The organism is Anatilimnocola floriformis (genome assembly GCF_024256385.1).
GTDB classification, from domain to species: domain Bacteria; phylum Planctomycetota; class Planctomycetia; order Pirellulales; family Pirellulaceae; genus Anatilimnocola; species Anatilimnocola floriformis.
The window spans coordinates 3,346,715-3,364,020 of record NZ_JAMLFW010000001.1 but is presented as its reverse complement, the minus strand read 5'-3'; the positions used below and the strand labels follow the sequence as shown (position 1 = coordinate 3,364,020).

Annotated in this window: 11 protein-coding genes; 3 read left to right on the top strand and 8 right to left on the bottom strand. The window is 58.9% G+C overall.

From position 1 onward, the window contains the following. Positions 1–56: 56 nt before the first annotated feature. Positions 57–1,598: an MmgE/PrpD family protein gene (locus M9Q49_RS12895; RefSeq protein WP_254509157.1), complete on the top strand. Its 1,542-nt coding sequence runs from the start codon at positions 57–59 to the stop codon at positions 1,596–1,598. 36 nt (positions 1,599–1,634) lie between these two features. Here M9Q49_RS12895 and M9Q49_RS12890 read toward each other — a convergent pair whose 3' ends face one another. The 5 genes from M9Q49_RS12890 to M9Q49_RS12870 all read right to left on the bottom strand — a co-directional run bounded on the left by M9Q49_RS12890 (position 1,635) and on the right by M9Q49_RS12870 (position 8,256). After that, the gene (locus M9Q49_RS12890; RefSeq protein ID WP_254509156.1) at positions 1,635–3,032 is read right to left on the bottom strand and encodes a DUF1501 domain-containing protein; all 1,398 of its coding nucleotides are present in this window, start codon (positions 3,030–3,032) and stop codon (positions 1,635–1,637) included. A 93-nt stretch (positions 3,033–3,125) separates the two neighbouring features. Further along, positions 3,126–5,309 carry a PSD1 and planctomycete cytochrome C domain-containing protein gene (locus tag M9Q49_RS12885; RefSeq protein WP_254509155.1) on the bottom strand — a complete coding sequence of 728 codons (2,184 nt, stop codon included), beginning with the start codon at positions 5,307–5,309 and terminating at the stop codon, positions 3,126–3,128. Positions 5,310–5,441: 132 nt separating this feature from the next. Continuing rightward, entirely contained in the window at positions 5,442–6,452 is a 1,011-nt protein-coding gene (locus M9Q49_RS12880) for a WD40 repeat domain-containing protein (protein ID WP_254509154.1), read from the bottom strand. Positions 6,453–6,547: 95 nt separating this feature from the next. Next, positions 6,548–7,570, bottom strand: a complete 1,023-nt coding sequence (locus M9Q49_RS12875; RefSeq protein ID WP_254509153.1) for a catalase family protein — start codon at positions 7,568–7,570, stop codon at positions 6,548–6,550. 224 nt (positions 7,571–7,794) lie between these two features. Beyond that, entirely contained in the window at positions 7,795–8,256 is a 462-nt protein-coding gene (locus tag M9Q49_RS12870; RefSeq protein WP_254509152.1) for an FHA domain-containing protein, read from the bottom strand. A gap of 118 nt (positions 8,257–8,374) precedes the next feature. On the opposite strand from M9Q49_RS12870, the gene M9Q49_RS12865 reads away from it, so the two are divergent. Then, entirely contained in the window at positions 8,375–9,370 is a 996-nt protein-coding gene (locus tag M9Q49_RS12865) for a TIGR01212 family radical SAM protein (RefSeq protein WP_254509151.1), read from the top strand. 116 nt (positions 9,371–9,486) lie between these two features. Here the strand turns inward: M9Q49_RS12865 and M9Q49_RS12860 are convergent, their stop codons facing one another. Continuing rightward, positions 9,487–11,025, bottom strand: coding sequence for an outer membrane protein assembly factor BamB family protein (locus M9Q49_RS12860; protein ID WP_254509150.1), 1,539 nt, complete (start codon positions 11,023–11,025; stop codon positions 9,487–9,489). Between the two features lie 345 nt (positions 11,026–11,370). Between M9Q49_RS12860 and M9Q49_RS12855 the strand changes: the two genes are divergently transcribed. Continuing rightward, a complete protein-coding gene (locus tag M9Q49_RS12855) occupies positions 11,371–12,129 on the top strand; it encodes a hypothetical protein (RefSeq protein ID WP_254509149.1) in 759 nt (252 codons plus the stop codon). Between the two features lie 78 nt (positions 12,130–12,207). Here M9Q49_RS12855 and treS read toward each other — a convergent pair whose 3' ends face one another. Beyond that, positions 12,208–15,567: a maltose alpha-D-glucosyltransferase gene (gene treS, locus M9Q49_RS12850; protein ID WP_254509148.1), complete on the bottom strand. Its 3,360-nt coding sequence runs from the start codon at positions 15,565–15,567 to the stop codon at positions 12,208–12,210. Between the two features lie 181 nt (positions 15,568–15,748). Then, the gene (gene malQ, locus M9Q49_RS12845; protein ID WP_254509147.1) at positions 15,749–17,290 is read right to left on the bottom strand and encodes a 4-alpha-glucanotransferase; all 1,542 of its coding nucleotides are present in this window, start codon (positions 17,288–17,290) and stop codon (positions 15,749–15,751) included. Positions 17,291–17,306 lie beyond the last annotated feature (16 nt).

The window sequence follows — 17,306 nt, the reverse complement described above, 5'->3', positions numbered from 1 at the left end:
AGATTAACGCCATCTGAATCGATCATCTCAGCGTCACTCGTTGTGCGAAGTCAATCATGGATTCCTTTCTCGTTTTGCCGAAGAACACCAACCAGGCCCGCGGCATCGGCCAGTATGCGATCGACTTTTTGAACGATCGCTATCCAGGGCCGAGCGAGGAAGTGCTCGCGCGGGTCGAGCAATTTCATGCCGATAGCATCGCTTGCGGCGTGGCGGCGCTGGCCTGCGGAGCCAATGCTCCGCGACTGCTGCGCGACGAGGCGTTGAGCTATCCGGTCAACGGCCCAGGGGCGACGGTGCTCGGTTCGTCGCAAGCAGTTCAGCCCGAGAAGGCCGTGCTCGCGAATAGCTCGGCGGTGCGCGAACTCGATTCGAACGGCACGAACTTCGGCTATAACCCGCGGACCGGTTACACCCGCGGCGAGTTCGGCCACAACGATTTTTATCCAGTCGCGATTGCCGCGGCGCAGATTGCTGGCTGGGATGGAAGAAAAACGCTGCTCGCAATGCTTTGTCTCGATGAAATTCGCGGCCGCCTGGCCGAGTGCTTTGGTTTGAAGGATTACAAGATCGATCACGTGCTGCACGGCGGGATTGCTTCAGCGGCCGTGTATGGCGCGATCCTGGGTGCGACGGCAGAGCAGATCGAATCGGCGATCGGAATGGTCGTGGCGCATTACGTGCCGTTCCGCGCAATCCGACATGGGCATCAATTGTCGGATAGCAAGGGAGCGTCGGCGGCTATCACAGCGGAGATGGCTGTTACTGCAATGCGGCGGGCGATGAACGGTTTTGTGGGACCGGCCGATATTTTTCGCAATCCGCAGGCGGTGTTTTGTTTATTCGAGAAACCGACGAAAAAAGACGAGAGCCCGTTCGATTTGGAACTGGCAACCGGTGGCCATGATTTCGCGATCATGGGCATGCACTTCAAGCTTGGCTTGTACGAGCATCAATCGGCAGGAGCGATTGGCGGGTTGCTCGCGCTGCTCGCGCAGCATCCGGAGGTCGCCGCTGATTGGCAGCAGCTCAACAAGATCCGCATCACTATTTACGAACCAGCCTTCAGCATCATCGGCGATCCACACAAAAGAGATCCGCGTACGCGGCAGAGCGCCGATCATTCGATGGTCTATATCATTGCCACGCTGCTGCGCAAGGCGATCGAACGAGCGACCACAGTCACGTCGCCGGCGCGACCCAATGACGAGATCACGCTGTGGCAGGACCTGGTGCTGCTCCCTGCCGATTACGACGATGCGGCGCTGCTGCATCCGATCACGCGCGAGCTGATGCAGCGGATCGAGTTTGTCCACGGCGGGCCGGAATATGATCAGAAATATCCCGATGGCATTCCGACGACGATCGAACTGGTACATGCCACGGCAGGAACGCTGAGCAGCGGCCTGGTGATGTATCCGCAAGGGCATGCCCGCTGTGAGCGCACGCATCTGGCCACGTTGCTCGCGGCGAAGTTTGAGCGGCTGACAGAGAATGCAGTGACCGATGTGGCCGCGCTGTATCAGCGATTCAGCACGATCGGAGCGAAAACAGCGGCGGAGATTTGCTCGCTGTATGAATTCGCGTTTCGGCAGTGAAGCCCGGGTAGACGAGCGTGAGCGATAAAGACCGCGCTACGTCAAAATATCCTGCACCACATGCCCATGCACATCGGTCAAGCGAATGTCGCGGCCGCTGAAGCGGAACGTCAGCTTCTCGTGATTCAAGCCGAGCAAGTGCAGGATCGTCGCATGCAGATCGTAGACATGCATCGGCTTCTCTATCGCTGAGAAACCAAATTCGTCGGTCGCGCCATGAACATAGCCTTGCTTAACGCCACCGCCGGCCAGCCACATGCTGAAACCGGACGCATGATGGTCGCGCCCTTTCTCGCCTTCGGTCATCGGCGTGCGACCGAACTCGCCGCCCCAGATCACCAGTGTTTCTTCCCACAAGCCGCGGGCCTGCAGATCGTCGAGCAACGCTGCAATCGGTTGATCGCTGGCGAGCGCATGTTTCTTATGATTGCTGATGTCGCCGTGATCGTCCCACGGCTGGCCGTCGCCGTAGTAGAGCTGCACCACTCGCACGCCGCGCTCGCTGAGTCGCCGCGCGAGTAAGCAGGAATTGGCGAATGATCCCTCGCCGTAGCGTTTACGCGTCTCCGCCGTTTCGCGGCCGAGGTCGAACGCTTCTTGCGCTTCGCCCTGCATGCGATAAGCCATTTCGAGCGAAGCAATGCGCGATTCGAGATTAGCGTCTTTCTCGCGCTGTTCGAGATGCAATTGATTGAGCGACTGCAGCAGATCGAGTTGCTCGCGCTGGGCCGCCGTCGACTGCCAGCGATTCTGCACGTCGCGAATCATCGCCTTGGGATCGGTATTCTTCGGATTGATCTGCGTTCCCTGGTGCACGCCAGGCAAGAAGCCGTTGCTCCAGAGATACGGCCCGACGACCGGTTTGCCCGGGCAGAGCACGATGTAACCGGGCAGGTTTTGATTCTCACTGCCAAGAGCGTATGTCAGCCACGAACCCATGCTCGGTCGGATCGGTTGCATGTTGCCGGTGTTCATCAGCAGCAGGCCGGGCTCGTGATTCGGGTTGTCGCTCCACATGCTGCGGAGCACGCAAAGCTTGTCGATGCGCTTCGCGATATGCGGAAAGAGATCGCTGACCTCGATTCCCGATTCGCCATACTGTGCCCAGGGAAACGGCGACTGCAGCAGCTTGCCGTCGCGCCGCCGGGTATTCTTGCCGACGAACGAATCGGGAAGCTTCTGCCCATGCCGGCGGATGAGTTCCGGCTTGGGGTCGAACGAATCAACGTGCGACGGCCCGCCATTCATGAACAGAAAAATAATACGTTTCACCTTCGCGGGATAATGGCCAAGCCGCGGCGCGAGGGGATTGACCATCGCTGGCGACGGTGCTGCCGAGGCCGATTGCTCACCGGCGAGCGCTGCCGCGAGGCCGATCGCGCCAAAGCCGCCGCCAATTTTGAGGAGCGATCGGCGAGAAAGGTTCATATCCATGATGGTGTTTCTTGTAGTACAGAGTTGAGCGGCCAGAACGCAACCGAATTGCTCTTCCCTAGTCCCTAACCCCTAGCCCCCCAGTCCCCGACCTCAATCCAAATACAAAAACTCATTCGCCGCCAGCAACGCCTGGGCGTACCGTTCCCAGCGATTCAATTGCGTGCCGGGGGTGGCTTCGGTGCTGGTCACAAACCGCCGACCGATTTCGAGTTCCCCCGATGTTGGCTCGCGGTTGTAAAGACGTTCATACAGTTCGCTGATCCGCGCGCTGTCGTCAGCGCCGTTGGCTTGCGCCTGGCGAGCGATTTCTTTGGCGAGGTTGGTCATGAACTCGCTGTTGAGCACAAACAGTTGCTGCAACGGCACGGTCGTCGTCAGCCGTTGATCGCTGGTGATGTTTGGATCGGGAAAATCGAATAGTCGCAGCAGCGGATTCAATTCATGGCGACTGACCATGCCGTAGATTGTGCGGCGGCGGTTGTTGTTGTTCGCCAAGTCGTGCGAAGGACCGAGCATGGCCGAATCGAGTTGACCGCCGACCGAGAGCATTGCATCTCGCCACGATTCGACATCGAGACGGCGACGGGCATAGCGCGACCAACTACGGTTCTCGGGATCGGCCTCGGCTGCGGCGGCATTGGTTGTCCCTTGCCGGTAGGTGGCCGATTGCACCATCTGGCGATGCATCTCCTTCAGCGACCAACCTTGTTCGACAAACGTCGCGGCCAGGTAATCGAGCAGTTCGGGATGCGTCGGCTGTTCGCCCAACGCGCCGAAATTTCCCGCCGTGCGGACAAGTCCCAGGCCGAAGTGCTGCTGCCAAAGACGATTGACCATCACCCGAGCGGTGAGCGGATTTTGCGGATCGGCGATCGCATCGGCCAGCTCGAGCCGGCCACTTCCTTTGGCGAACCTTTCGCGATTGTCGGGCGAAAGGATGGCGAGGAATTGCCGCGGCGCTTCTTCGGCGAGTGTGTCTGGGTTGCCGCGAATATGCACCTTCATCGTCTTCGGCTGACTGCGATCGGTCAGAGCGTGAGCGAAGGGATATTTCTTCGGACGCTCCTTTTCTTTCATCTGCTTTTCTTTTTCGGTCAGCTGCTTCTGAAATTCTTCGACCTCAGCGGGCGAAACCAGCGGGGACTCGACATAGTCGGAACTCGCAAACACTCCGACGAGCGCGTAATAGTCGGCCGTCGGAATCGGGTCGAACTTGTGATCGTGGCAACGAGCACACGCGACCGTCAGGCCGAGAAAACCGCGGGTCAGCGTATCGACCCGATCGGCGTATTGATCGAGATCGTTCTTGTCGCCGTAATAAACGGGGCCGCAGGCAAACATGCCCAGAGCAGGCAAGTGTTGCCGCTCGTCAGGAGCAGCGAGCAGATCGGCGGCGATTTGCAACTTGATAAATTGATCGTAGGGCAGGTCGGCATTCATCTGCTGCACGAGCCAATCGCGATAGCGAAATCCCTGTGGATATCGCCGCGCGGCAAACGTGTGGGCCTGATCTTCACCGAAGCGAGCAACATCGAGCCACAACCGCGCGGCCCGTTCGCCGAATCGCGGCGAGGCGAGCAAACGATCGACGACGCGCTCGTAAGCATCCGGCGATTCATCGGCGACGAATGCGTCGACATCGGCAATCGTCGGCGGCAAGCCGGTGAGATCGAAAGTCACGCGGCGGATGAGTTGGCGTTTGTCGGCGGGTTGTGCAGGAGAGAGATTTTGCTCGGCTAGTTTTTTCTGAATGAAGAGATCGAGCGCGTCGTGTGCTTCGGCAGACAACGGCGATTCGGGGGGCGTCGTTTTCACGACCGGCCGGAATGACCAGAAGTCGCGATCCTGCGCCCGAAGTTTCCATTTGTTGTCGCCGCTCGCGGCGTCGGTTCGCATCGGCTTTGCGCTGACCGGCCAAACTGCCCCACTTTGTACCCAGCGTGTCAGCTTCGCGATTTTCTCATCATCCATTTTTCCCTTCGGCGGCATCTGTGCGACGTCGGCCTTGTAATGGACGGCTGCGATCAGCAGACTTTTTTCGGGCTCACCCGGCACGAGCGCCGGCCCCGATTCGCCGCCGGCGAGTAGGGCCTCGCGGCTGTCGAGTCGCAGCTTCGCTTCCTGCTTGCGATCGCCATGGCAATCGGTGCAGTGTGCAATCAGCAGCGGCCGAATCTGCTGCTCGAAAAACTCAGCATCCTTCGTGGCGGCGTCGTCGGCGAAGGCGGGCGCGCAGCAGAGCAACGCTGCGATGATTGCGAAAAGAGAACGCATCTTGCGTGGGAAACGAATCAGCATGCAGGGTGTACCCTCTGCAAGGTTCGCAGGGCGCGAATGGTGGGAAACGAGTCAGGTGGGCTTCCCTAGTTTAGAGTGCATCGCGCCCGGCTTTCAACCATTTCCTGGTTACTTCTTCTCGGCCGGCTTTTCTTCCTTGGCGGGCGGGAAGGGCTCGCTCTTGTCTGCCGTTTTGTAGAGATGGATTTCATTGTGACAGCCGACGGCGAGCAGGGCGCCGTCGGGGCTGAAGCCGACGCACCAGTTCGTGCTCTTAGCGGGGCCGAAGGTATGGGCTTCTTTCTTTTCTTTCACGTCCCACAGCTTGGCCGTTTTGTCGTGACTGCTGCTGGCCAGCCAGTTGCCGTCGGGCGAGAACGCCACGCCGCTGACCCAATCTTTGTGGCCTTCGAGGGCGAACTGTTCTTTCCCTTCCTTATCGCGCACCTTGATCTTGCGATCGGCGCCCGCCGTGGCCAGCCAATTGCCATCGGCCGACCAGGAGAGGGCCCAGACGGCGTCTTCGTGTCCTTCGAGCTTGGCTTTTTCCTTTCCTTCGGCGGCATCCCAGAGCTTGGCAAACTTATCGGTCGAGCCGCTGGCCAGCGTGCCATCGGGCGCAAACGCGAGAGCATAAATGGCTTGCTCGTGGGCTTTGAACGACTTCACTTCCTTTGGGCCGTCGACTTCCCATAGGATGACCGTGCCATCCTCGCCGCCGGTGGCGAAACGCTTTTCATCTTTGCTCAGTGCCACCGCGCGAACCCAGCCTTTATGCTTGTCGAGCGTCGCTTTCGGCTTCTTTTGCTCGATATCCCAGACGATGACCTTGCCGTCGTAACCGGTGGTGATTAGTGTCTTGCCATCGGCCGACGCGGCCACGCCCCAGACATTGGTCGGATGACCTTCGAACGCTGCGACCTGAGCGCCATTGGCGGTGTCCCAGATGCGTACATCGCCAGGCCGATACTGCAGGCTTTCGCCGCCGACGATGATGAGTTGCTTGCCGCCGTTCGTAAACGTGAGAGCTGTCGTCCAGCGATTGTGCTTGGCAATGTCCTGGCCGAATGCGCTCAGCGAAAATGCCGATGCAAAAAACAAAGCAACGCACAGGCAGAAAGAATTTGTTCGGCAACGCATGGAGGATCTCCGCAGACAGATCAGAATCGCTCGGGATGTTGCGCAGTATGATAACTTGCAGCCGAGCGAGTCGCCATGAGCGGATGACGCTGGCGTTACGCGCCGCGAAATTTCGCCGACGCGGGATACACGGCGCGTCGCAAGCGATTGATGCCGCCGAGCGGTCGATGGGCCGCGAGTGCATGCCAGACGCTAAAGGCGCGACGTTCGCCGGCGGCGGAAACTTCTGGCGCCGAAATGTCCTGGCGAGGCAGGACCAACTGAGCCACCGTTCGAAACGGTGACTCGGCTTCCGGCCAAGTTACGGAAGCGTCTTCGATGGGCATCGACTCCTCGGCAGTGCGCAGTTGCACCTGGAACTCAAACGTCAGCTCCTGGCTTTGCAGTGTCTCGGCGAGCATGTGGCGCATGGCATCGCGTTCGGTGGCGACCCGTGCCGCGGACCACAGCGTGGAACTCGGCAAATCGACCGCGGGTTGGAGGCGATACTTGGCAACATAGTTGCCGAAGCGAATCGGACTCATGCTGTAGTACGTGTAACTAGCCGGATGCGACGGCAGCTGCGCTACCAACTGCGCGAGCGCGAGACTTTCACGCCAGTTCCACTTCAGCGGATTCCATTCTTTGCTCGCGAGGACTGCGGCCAGCTGGATCGGATCATCGGCTGCGCGGAGGCGAGCTTCTTCGATCTCCAAAAACTCCCGCACATCGGCGGTGATGAAGCAAGGATGATTCACCATTACAAAATCTTGCGTGGTGACCCCGTCGTCAACGTGCTCGCCGGGAACATCTTCGACCTGAATGGCCAGGCCGCGACCATCGGGAACCAGATCGGCTTGAAACCAAGGGGCCGAGTTCGAAAAGCGAACCGCAGCGTGGTAAGTGGCGGGTTGTACAAACAGCCCCTGTGCAAGCTCCGCAGGCAGGCCGGCCGAAATGCGTAACTCTCCCCGCGCGCAGCCATTCGCTTTGGCGTGAACATCGCGGTGCAACTCGCCCGTCTTATCGAAGTGGATTTTCTGCGTCTGCTGCACGATTTCGACAATCCGCGCGATCTGCTGCGCTTCATCAGCGGGAATCGTTTCGACGGAATCGGAAAAGGGAAGAGGAGTTTTCATCGTGATCACATGACGGATGAACTCGGCAGGTCTCGGCGAACCGTCCCTTACGAGTCCGAAGACTCGGGCCCATTGCAATTAATCGCGATCTGAAACTCCTCGAAGAAAGTAGGCGTAGGCCGGAACGAGCGGTACTCCGCGCTGTTCCGGCAAGACTTGCAGCGCAACGACCCATTGCCAATCCTGCCGGAACTGCGTGAGTACACTTGTTCCGGCCTACCGCTTTATTCGAGGCCCTTCTTGCGCTTCAGCTGATCGGGATCATCGCTGTTGACGTCGAAGCGGCGAGTTTCGGGGAGCTTCCGTTTTTGCAAACCGGCGGCTTCGAGCAAGCTGCGGCTCATGATGTTGGCGTAGTCGGCTTCGTCGCTCGGAGGCGGGCCGCTGGCGCCGAGCTCGGTCGGGTTGTACGTCATCTTGTACTTGTGCTTGGCGACGGTCAGTTCATCGTTGGGATCGACGCGCTTGCGCGTCACCTTCGTGCCGTTCACCTTCACGCCGTTGCTGCTGTTCAAATCCTGCACGTACCAGTAGCCGTGCTCGAGTGTCAGCTGGCAGTGCTGGCCCGAAACATTGCCGAAGCGCAGCACGATGTCGCACTTTTCGTCGCGCCGACCGATGATCAGGCTTTCTTTGAGCAGGGGAATTGGATCACCGCCGCCCAGGGGAATGAGCTCGCCGTACATTTCTCTGTTTCCTGTTCTCTGCTAACTTGAGTGCTGTGATCTGGCTGAAGTCGGAAGGGGGCAGACGATCCCCGACAAATTGACAGCGCTCAAAAAAACACTTTAATGCAGGCGAAATATGACGTCAATCAACAACCGGCCGGCCGCCTGCGAACACGCAGCAGCAACAGCCGCCGGGACGTTCGATTGGCGCGCCGCCGGCCTGCGATACTTCAGCTACAACCGCTTTCTGCGCAATAAATTCGGCCGCCGCGTGCAAAAAGTCAGCCTCGATGCCGGTTTCACTTGTCCGAATGTTGACGGAAGTGTAACCACCGGCGGCTGCACCTTTTGCGATAACCGCAGCTTCAGTCCGAGTCGACGGATCAAGCGGCGCGACATTCTCGAGCAAGTGAACGACGGCATCCGGCGTCTCCAGATTCGCTACGACTGCGATACGTTCATCGCCTACTTTCAGCCCGCGACGAATACCTACGGCAAACTCGAGCGGCTGCGCGCGGTCTATGAGCGGGCCCTCGAACATCCACAGGTGGTGGGCATGGCCATCGGCACGCGGCCTGACTGCGTACCCGACGATGTGCTCGATCTGCTCGAAGAAATCGCCGGCTGCACCTACCTGGCCGTCGAGTACGGCGTGCAGACGATTCACGATCGTTCGCTAGCCTGGATGAACCGCGGCCATGATTATGCCTGCTTCCCCGACGCGATGACTCGCAGTCGTGGCCGCGGCTTTGAGATCTGCGCGCACGTGATGCTCGGCCTGCCCGGCGAAACGCATGAGGACATGCTGGCCACGGCCCGCGAGCTCGCGCGGCAGAATCCAGACTCGATCAAGATCCACAACTTGTACTGCGTGAAAGGTACGCCGCTCGCCGATCAAGTTGCGCGCGGCGAAGTGCAATTGATGGAGCGAGCTGAGTATGTTCGCACGGTGGTTGATTTTCTCGAGCTGCTGCCGCCGACGATGATCGTCGAACGCGTCAGCGGCGACGCTCCGCCCGATTACTTGGTGGGGCCGAACTGGACGCTCGACAAGCCGGGGATGCTCAATGCTCTCGCGCAGGAGTTCGAACAGCGCGATACCTGGCAAGGCAAGCTGTGGACCTCGCCATAGTCGCCTTTCGCTCCACGAAAGGACGCATCTTGCAACGGCGACCTTTCACGGAACTTCGATCTTAAGAAGCAAAATCAAGAAGACGCGTTCTTTCGCGGGAGCGAAAGACGACACTTTTAACCAAACGGATCAGCTGGAGGCGCTGCTGGTTTCGGTCCCGGGGCAGGCGCTGGCATGGCGCCTGGATCGCCGAACGGATCAACTGCCGGCACCATCGGCGCCGGAACTCCGCCAGGGCCAGGAGCGGGAACGCCGCCAGGTCCCGGTGGTGCAGCGCCGGGAACTACGGGCCGTTTGCCTTCGGCCATGTAATGCACGAGCGGGAATTTGAGATTCGATTGCCGGATGCATTGCAGCAGCCCGGTGTTCTGGCCGAGGAAAATGCGGTCCGTTTGCAAGTTCGGCATTTTGAGCGTCATCGTGCTCGTTCCGACCTGGCCGAGCTGCGCGCCGGAGTGCGATTCCAGCACCAGCATGTTGCCCGTCACATCGGTGCAATACAGGCGAGTTTCGGTCCCCGAGAGAAATCCGCCGACTCCCGAGATGACCCATTTTTCACTGGCGTCGGCAATGTTGATCGCATACATGTTGTGTTCGCGCGTGATCGCATACACAACGTCGCCAATCGCCACCGGCGAAATATCGATCGGCTCACCTGTTGTGAATCGCCACAGCACTTCGCCGCGCACTTCATCGATGCAATAGACATAACCATCGAGCGAAGTCGCGAACAGCTTGCCAGCCGGGCTAAAGAACGGCTGCGAAATGATCCCTTGCTTGGCTTCGATGCGGAAGCGAACCGACTGTTGATTGGCAAAGCCGACGTACAAGTGACCTTCGTCCGACGGCCAAGCCACGCTGTTGAACGACAGTACCGGTTGCACCATCGTCCGACCAAAGGCTTTGTAGATGGCGGCGGGGCGTTTGTGATCGTCGACTTTAAAGAGCTCGACCGCGCCGTTAATTCGCGGCGCGAAAATCAGCTTGTCGGAAACGGCCGGTCCGGCACCGGGCGAACCGCTCAGCGGCCGCGACCAGGCGAACGAACCATCGTTGGCATTCAATACATGCAAGGTCGAGCCGTTGACCACGGCAACGAGCTTATCGCTGCCGCCGGCCGCGGTGGTGGGATAACGATTCTTGCCGACCGAAGTCGACCAGCGAGTCTTGCCATTGTTACCGTCGATCGAATGGACCATGCCGCGTTGTGTGGTGGCGAGCAGTGTGATCTCGGGCACCACGCGAGCAATGATCTCCGGCGCCGTCGGCTCCGGCAAACCTTGATAGGCATATTCAGCCTTGATCTGATCCCACTTCTTTTCGGCGGCCTTCTTGGCGCCGTCGGGCCCCATCACTTTGCCGAACGGATCGAGATCGCGCTCCGAGAAATTGTATTGCTGTTTGTCGAAGGTGAATTCGTAAATCGTCTGCGTGATGTTGTAGCTCACGTGCTGGGTCACATCGACCACGCGATCGCTGCCGCGATCCACGGCAATCGTCGTCGACCAGGCCATTTCCAAGCCATAAGGGGCCAACGTCTCGGGGCCGATCAAACCGCGGGCCGTGATCTGGGCCGAGGCGACGGGAACGAGCAGCAAGGCAAAAGCCGCTGCCAGGCCGTAAGTGTTGCCGCGATAAGCTGCGCCGCTGGTCATGCCCGGAATCCTGTTCACGCCCTGAGATCTGCTGAAAAGTCCGCCTTTGTGGGCCGGCGGAAAGCAGCTTTTATTCTAGTTGCCACCCCGCCAAATTACATCCTGCAAAATTCCCAGTCGTGACATCCGCGAAAAACCGCCAAAAAACCTTATAAAATCGGTACGATGTTCCTTTACGGAATAATCCTACGAAGCTAACCTCTAACGCGTGTTATCTTTGCAGGACGCCCCGCCTCGCCGTCATCGACGGCTGAGCGCTTCGCGAGTGGAAGACTGGTTCGAACCGTTGCGGTTCGCCGTCGCCTCGCTACCCGCCTTTCCAGTCCTACTCTCGGAGTGTTTGAGATGAAGAAGTTTATCGCCGCGCTCATCGCCGTCGCGATTTTCGCCAGTCTGTCGACCGACGCCAGCGCCGCCATCTTTGGCCGCCGTGCTGCCCGTCGTCAGGCCGAATTGTACGGCTCGCTCAATGCCAGCCTGTCTGCCAAGTTGGATCAAGATCTGAAAGACAAGATCGCCGCCGTCGAGTCGAAGCTGGCGAAGGACTCGGCCTCGCTCGTCGAAGCTGAAGCTGCCAAGCTGAGCGAACAAGTGAAGCTCGAAATTGCCGCCCTGCGGAAGGAAGCTCAAGAGGCGGTGGCTGCCGAAGCGAAGAAGATCGCCGAAAGCACCAAGACCCAAGTCGCGGCTTTGCGTGATGCTGCCAAGAATGATGTCGCCGCCGAAATGCAAAAGCTGAAGGATCAAATTAAGGCCGACTTCGTGAAGGCTCGCGAAGAATGCGCCAAGGAAATCGCCGCGGTGATGAGCCAGGCGAAAGAAGACAGCGCCAAGGTCGCCAGCGAACTGAAGCAATCGCAAGTCGCGATGCAAAAGAGCGTGAGCGATGAACTCAGCAAGGCACAGAAGAGCGTCGCCGACGAAATGCAAAAAGCCCGCGAATCCCTGCAGGCCGAAATGAAGACCGCCGTGGAAGCGGCCACCAAGAAGCCCGAACCGGCTCCGGAACAACCGGCCGAAGCTCCTGCCGTGAAGGAACCAGCTACGGCCACCGTTTCGAAGGAAACGGAATCGAAGCCCGTTGAAGAGAAAAAGGAAGAGTAATTCTTAGTTCTCTCCGCTCACTCCAATCATGAACGGGCCAGACCAAAAGTCTGGCCCGTTTTCGTTGACCGACTTTCTTTAGCGAGCGATTAACTCTTCCTCACGCTCGTGGCTCTCGGCCCACTCCAGCGTCGCCAGAATTCCCCGCAGCGGGATCCGGCTCCAATTGGGCCGTTCACGCAACTCTCCTTCGAGTTCGTTCATCCACTTATCGAGTAGCAGGCTAGTGATCAGGAAACGCTGATCGCGCGGATTCGCCGGCAGGAACGGCATGCCCGCGACGGTTGCCGAATACGCCGGCACGAAGCTGGCCGCGACCCAGTTGAACCACTGTCGTCCCCACAGTCCGACGCGCTGTCGGTCTTCGGCGCGAATCGTTCCCTGCGGCCGACCTCGCCCGGTGCTCAGGCCATACAGCGTCGAAATCGCCGCGCCTGCAAACGAGGCCAGCATGTCGACCACATCGCGTAGCGGCGTACGCTTGATCCGCCGCTCGCCTAGCGACTGCGTTGGTGGTCCCTCGAAATCGATGAAGACGAAGTCACGGCCGGTGTGCAGGATTTGCCCCAAGTGGCAGTCACCATGCACGCGCGTCCGCAAGATCGGCAACTTCATGTCGATCAGTTTTCGGTAGCAACCGAGAATCTCTTCTTCTCGCTCGAGAACCGCTTTGGCCATCGACTGAATCTCGGGTGGCAGTGATTTCTCCGTTTGCGACAACGCATACATCACATCAAGGGTCGTCGTCCGCATCGATTGATACAACGACCGCTGGTACTGCGGCGAAAACTCCAGCGGCGTGAAGCCGGGGCGGTCATTCACCGCTGCGAGACCGAGGTGGAGTTCACCCAACCGTCGCCCCATCATCCGCACGTTGTCCAGATAACTGCCGATCAATTCTTCAGCGAGTTCCGGCATGCGCAACTGCGTAGCGAGTGGATCCATCGTCGCCGAGCGGACTCCTTCGTCTGGTTCGGGCAACGTGGCTACACGTTCATAGAAATCGCTCACTTTGTCGAGCGTGTACTGCCAGGCGTCGTTTTCATGATTGATGAACTGATGCACGACGGCGAGCGTCGTCGGGTCTTGACGACGACGACGATACTCAAGCGTCGCAGCGAGTCGAGCAGTGGGGGACGGCGCCTCGGATGCGCTCAGCACTTCGCCGATTTCCACTTCCGGATGCGCGCCGGCTTCGATGCGACGATACACTTTCAGCAGCCAATTGCTGCCGAAGCGATAGCAGTGATTGAAGTGCTCCGTTGCCACCGGATCTGGAATCAACATCACGTGGTCGGAATTCGTCAACGGCTGACGCTGATTCGAGCTGAGCTCACCACCCAGCGCGCCACGCACCGTGCTGCCACCTTGCATCAGCTCCATCAGAGCGTGTGCGAATGCCGGCTCCTCGGCAGCCGAGTACAGCACGCCGTGCGTGGATTCTTGCTTGCCGCGTAGCCGAGCGATGAAGCGGAAATGCTGCCCGGCTGGCCAGTTGTCGAGCTTGCTCTGCGGTTCGAACGCGAGCGGCAGGAGATGCGATTCGGCGTCACCCTCGTTGAACTCGAGTTCCATGATCGCCAGATAAAATTTGCCTTCGGCGACAGGGATTACGTCGCGCAAATGCGTCGCGCGAATTCGCCGCGAGCCAGTTTCGGGCGGCATGGTGCGCTGCAGGTAGGTCCGCAGTGCTCCAGCAAGCATCAGATCGCCTGTGCCCTCGAAAATCTGTTCCCACCGCGAGGCATGCGGCTGGAGAAATACTTCCGGCAACCGCTGCGTCTGTTCCTGCGAGACCGTTTCGCTCTTGGGACAAAGATTGAACCAGTAGAACGAGTGTGGTCCCAGCGTCAGCAGATACGGCAGCTTGCCGATCTGTGGAAACGGCGTTTGGCCGAAGAGCTCAACCGGCGTGATCCCTTCGAAGGCGTTGAGATCGAGCTCGACGAACTGCACGAACCGCGAGAGGTTCGCGACGACGAGCAATGTTTCATCTTCGTGCTTCCGCACGAACGCGAGAATCTTGCGGTTTTGCGGATCGAGAAACTCAATGCTGCCGCGGCTGAATGCTTTGTACTGCCGACGCAAACCGAGCAACCGCTTCGTCCACCACAGCAGCGAATGCGAGTTCGCTTGTTGCGCCTCGACGTTGATGGCTTCGTAGTGGTACTCCGGATCGATAATGATCGGCAGATACAATTTCTGCGGGTTCGCCTTCGAGAATCCGGCATTTCGATCGCCGCTCCACTGCATCGGCGTGCGAACACCGTTGCGATCACCGAGATAGATGTTATCTCCCATACCGATCTCGTCGCCGTAGTACAGCACCGGAGTGCCGGGCAACGAAAACAGCAAGCCATTCATTAGCTCAATTCGCCGACGATTATTACTCAGCAGCGGCGCGAGTCGGCGACGAATGCCGAGGTTGATCCGCGCATCGCGATCGTGCGCGTAGGCACGATACATCGAGTCACGTTCTTCATCGGTCACCATTTCCAGAGTCAGCTCATCATGGTTGCGCAAGAAGAGCGCCCATTGGCACGAGTCAGGAATTGCCGGTGTTTGCTCGAGAATATCGACGATTGGGAACCGATCCTGCGTATGCATGGCCATAAACAGCCGCGGCATGAGCGGGAAATGAAAGCACATGTGGCACTCATCGCCGTCGCCAAAGTAGGCCACTGCATCCTCTGGCCATTGATTCGCCTCGGCGATCAACATGCGATCGGGATACTTCCGATCGATGTGCGCGCGAATCGCCTTTAGATATTGATGCGTCTCCGGCAAGTTCTCGCAGATCGTTCCTTCCCGCTCAAACAAATACGGCACGGCATCGAGCCGCATGCCATCAACGCCCATGTCCATCCAGAAGTCGACGATCGGATAGAGAGCATCCCAGACGGCTTTGTTCTCGAAGTTCAAATCAGGCTGATGCGAATAGAACCGGTGCCAGAAATACGACTTCGCGACACGATCATAGGTCCAATTCGAGACTTCAAAATCCTGAAAGATGATGCGCGCGTCTTTGTACTTTTCGGGCGAATCGCTCCAAACATAAAAATCTCGTTCGACACTTCCCGGCGGCGCACGCCGAGCGCGCTGAAACCAGGCATGCTGGTCGGAAGTGTGATTGATGACGAGTTCGGTGATGACTTTCAGTCCGCGCGCATGCGCAGCGGCCAGGAATTCCCGGAACATATCCATGTTGCCGTACTTCGGATGGATCGCCGTGTAATCGGCAATGTCGTAGCCATCATCGCGCAGCGGCGAAGGATAAAACGGCAACAGCCAAATCGCCGTGATGCCGAGGTCCTGCAGATAGTCGAGCTTCTGGGTCAGGCCGCGAAAATCGCCGGTCCCATCACCCACGCTGTCGTGAAACGCACGAACGTGCAATTCGTAAATAACGGCATCTTTGAACCATTGCGGGTCACTCATGATGGTCTCCTGGTGGTTGCTCTACTGCCGTGCAGAGAGAGCAACTCGGGTGCCATGCGCGAGTCTTTCGCCGCCATATCAGTCGTCTTTCGCTCCGCGAAAGAGTGCGTCCGCAGCGGGCCGCGAAATTCTCATTCCACAGCCCGCAGACGCGCACTTTCACGGAGTGAAAGACGACAATCTATCGATCGTAAATCTTCGTCATATCTGCCAGTTGTTTCTCAATTTCTGGCGTAATTGCGCCGGGTTTCATGCGCCACCGCCAGTTGCCCGTTCCGGTGCCAGGTTGATTCATCCGCGCCGACGACGGTAGTCCCAAAATGTCTTGCAGCGGAATAATCGCGGTATCGGCCACTGAGCCCAGAGCTGCCCGAATCATGTCCCAATGGATCTGTTTGCCGCCGCTCCCCAGGTAACGGAGTGCGAAGTTGCGCTCGCGCGCCACTTGATCTTCGTCGCGCGTGGTTCCTTCGCCGGCTTCGCTGCGAAACCAGCCGACGGTCGTATCGTTGTCGTGCGTGCCGGTATAGCAGACGCAGTCGCGCGGATAATTGTGAGGCCGATAGTCGAGCGACTTGGCATCATCGCCAAAGGCAAACTGCAGCACGCGCATGCCGGGCAAATTGAGTTCGTCACGCAGCGCTTCGACCGGCGGCGTAATCAAGCCGAGATCCTCGGCATAAATCGGCAAGCCGCCGAGCTCTTGTCGCAGCGCGTCGAACAAGTCCCGACCAGGCCCCGGCGCCCAGCGGCCACCAACGGCCGTCGGCGAGGAGGCGGGAATTTTCCAGTAGGCTTCGAAACCGCGGAAATGATCCAGTCGCACGAAGTCGAACATTTTGAGCGCGCTGGCCATCCGCTTCCGCCACCACTTATAGCCGGTCGCGCGCATCCGCTCCCAGCGATACAGCGGATTGCCCCAGCGCTGGCCGGTCGCGCTGAAATAATCAGGCGGCACGCCTGCCACGACCGTAGGTTGTCCGAGCGAGTCGAGATCGAACAGTTCGGGATTGGCCCACACGTCGGCAGAATCGTGCGATACAAAAATCGGCGCATCGCCAACAATGAGAATTCCTGCCGCGTGACAGCGTTCGCGCAACGCCTGCCATTGGCTAGTGAACAGAAATTGAATGATTTTCTGTTCTTCAATCTGCTTTGCGAGTTTGGTCTTCGCATTAGCGATGGCGAGTGGCTCGCGAGCACCGAGTGGCGGATCCCAACCGGTCCACGCGCCGCCACCTTGCGACTCCTTGATCGCCATGAAGAGTGCATACTCATCGAGCCATTCGGCTTCGGTGCTGCAGAAGTTTTTGAACGAGACATGCAGCGGCGTGGAAGAACTCGACGAGAATCGGGCGCATGCTTTTCGGAGCAATGCATCGTGCGCCGCGCGGACTGGGTCGAAATCAACTTGTGTCGCATCGGCCGATTTCGGAAAGCCACTTAGTTCGGCCGCCGTGAGCAAGCCAACCTCTACGAGACGTTCCAGACTGATGAGGAGCGGATTTCCAGCAAATGCCGAATAGCACTGATAGGGCGAATCGCCGTAGCCGGTTGGTCCGAGCGGCAAGACTTGCCAGCGGCTTTGACCGGTGCGAGCGAGGAACTGAATGAAATCTTCCGCGGCTGGCCCCAGGTCGCCGCACCCGAATTTGCCGGGGAGCGAAGTGATGTGGCACAGCACGCCGGCAACTCGCCGGGCGGAAATGGCAGGACGCGTCATGGTGTCTCCTTACGAA

Excerpts from the sequence above, each read along its gene's own strand:
- M9Q49_RS12895 (WP_254509157.1), top strand. The coding sequence starts at position 57 with ATGGATTCCTTTCTCGTTTTGCCGAAGAACACCAACCAGGCCCGCGGC.
- M9Q49_RS12890 (WP_254509156.1), bottom strand. The coding sequence starts at position 3,032 with ATGGATATGAACCTTTCTCGCCGATCGCTCCTCAAAATTGGCGGCGGC.
- M9Q49_RS12885 (WP_254509155.1), bottom strand. The coding sequence starts at position 5,309 with ATGCGTTCTCTTTTCGCAATCATCGCAGCGTTGCTCTGCTGCGCGCCC.
- M9Q49_RS12880 (WP_254509154.1), bottom strand. The coding sequence starts at position 6,452 with ATGCGTTGCCGAACAAATTCTTTCTGCCTGTGCGTTGCTTTGTTTTTT.
- M9Q49_RS12875 (WP_254509153.1), bottom strand. The coding sequence starts at position 7,570 with ATGAAAACTCCTCTTCCCTTTTCCGATTCCGTCGAAACGATTCCCGCT.
- M9Q49_RS12870 (WP_254509152.1), bottom strand. The coding sequence starts at position 8,256 with ATGTACGGCGAGCTCATTCCCCTGGGCGGCGGTGATCCAATTCCCCTG.
- M9Q49_RS12865 (WP_254509151.1), top strand. The coding sequence starts at position 8,375 with ATGACGTCAATCAACAACCGGCCGGCCGCCTGCGAACACGCAGCAGCA.
- M9Q49_RS12860 (WP_254509150.1), bottom strand. The coding sequence starts at position 11,025 with ATGACCAGCGGCGCAGCTTATCGCGGCAACACTTACGGCCTGGCAGCG.
- M9Q49_RS12855 (WP_254509149.1), top strand. The coding sequence starts at position 11,371 with ATGAAGAAGTTTATCGCCGCGCTCATCGCCGTCGCGATTTTCGCCAGT.
- treS (WP_254509148.1), bottom strand. The coding sequence starts at position 15,567 with ATGAGTGACCCGCAATGGTTCAAAGATGCCGTTATTTACGAATTGCAC.
- malQ (WP_254509147.1), bottom strand. The coding sequence starts at position 17,290 with ATGACGCGTCCTGCCATTTCCGCCCGGCGAGTTGCCGGCGTGCTGTGC.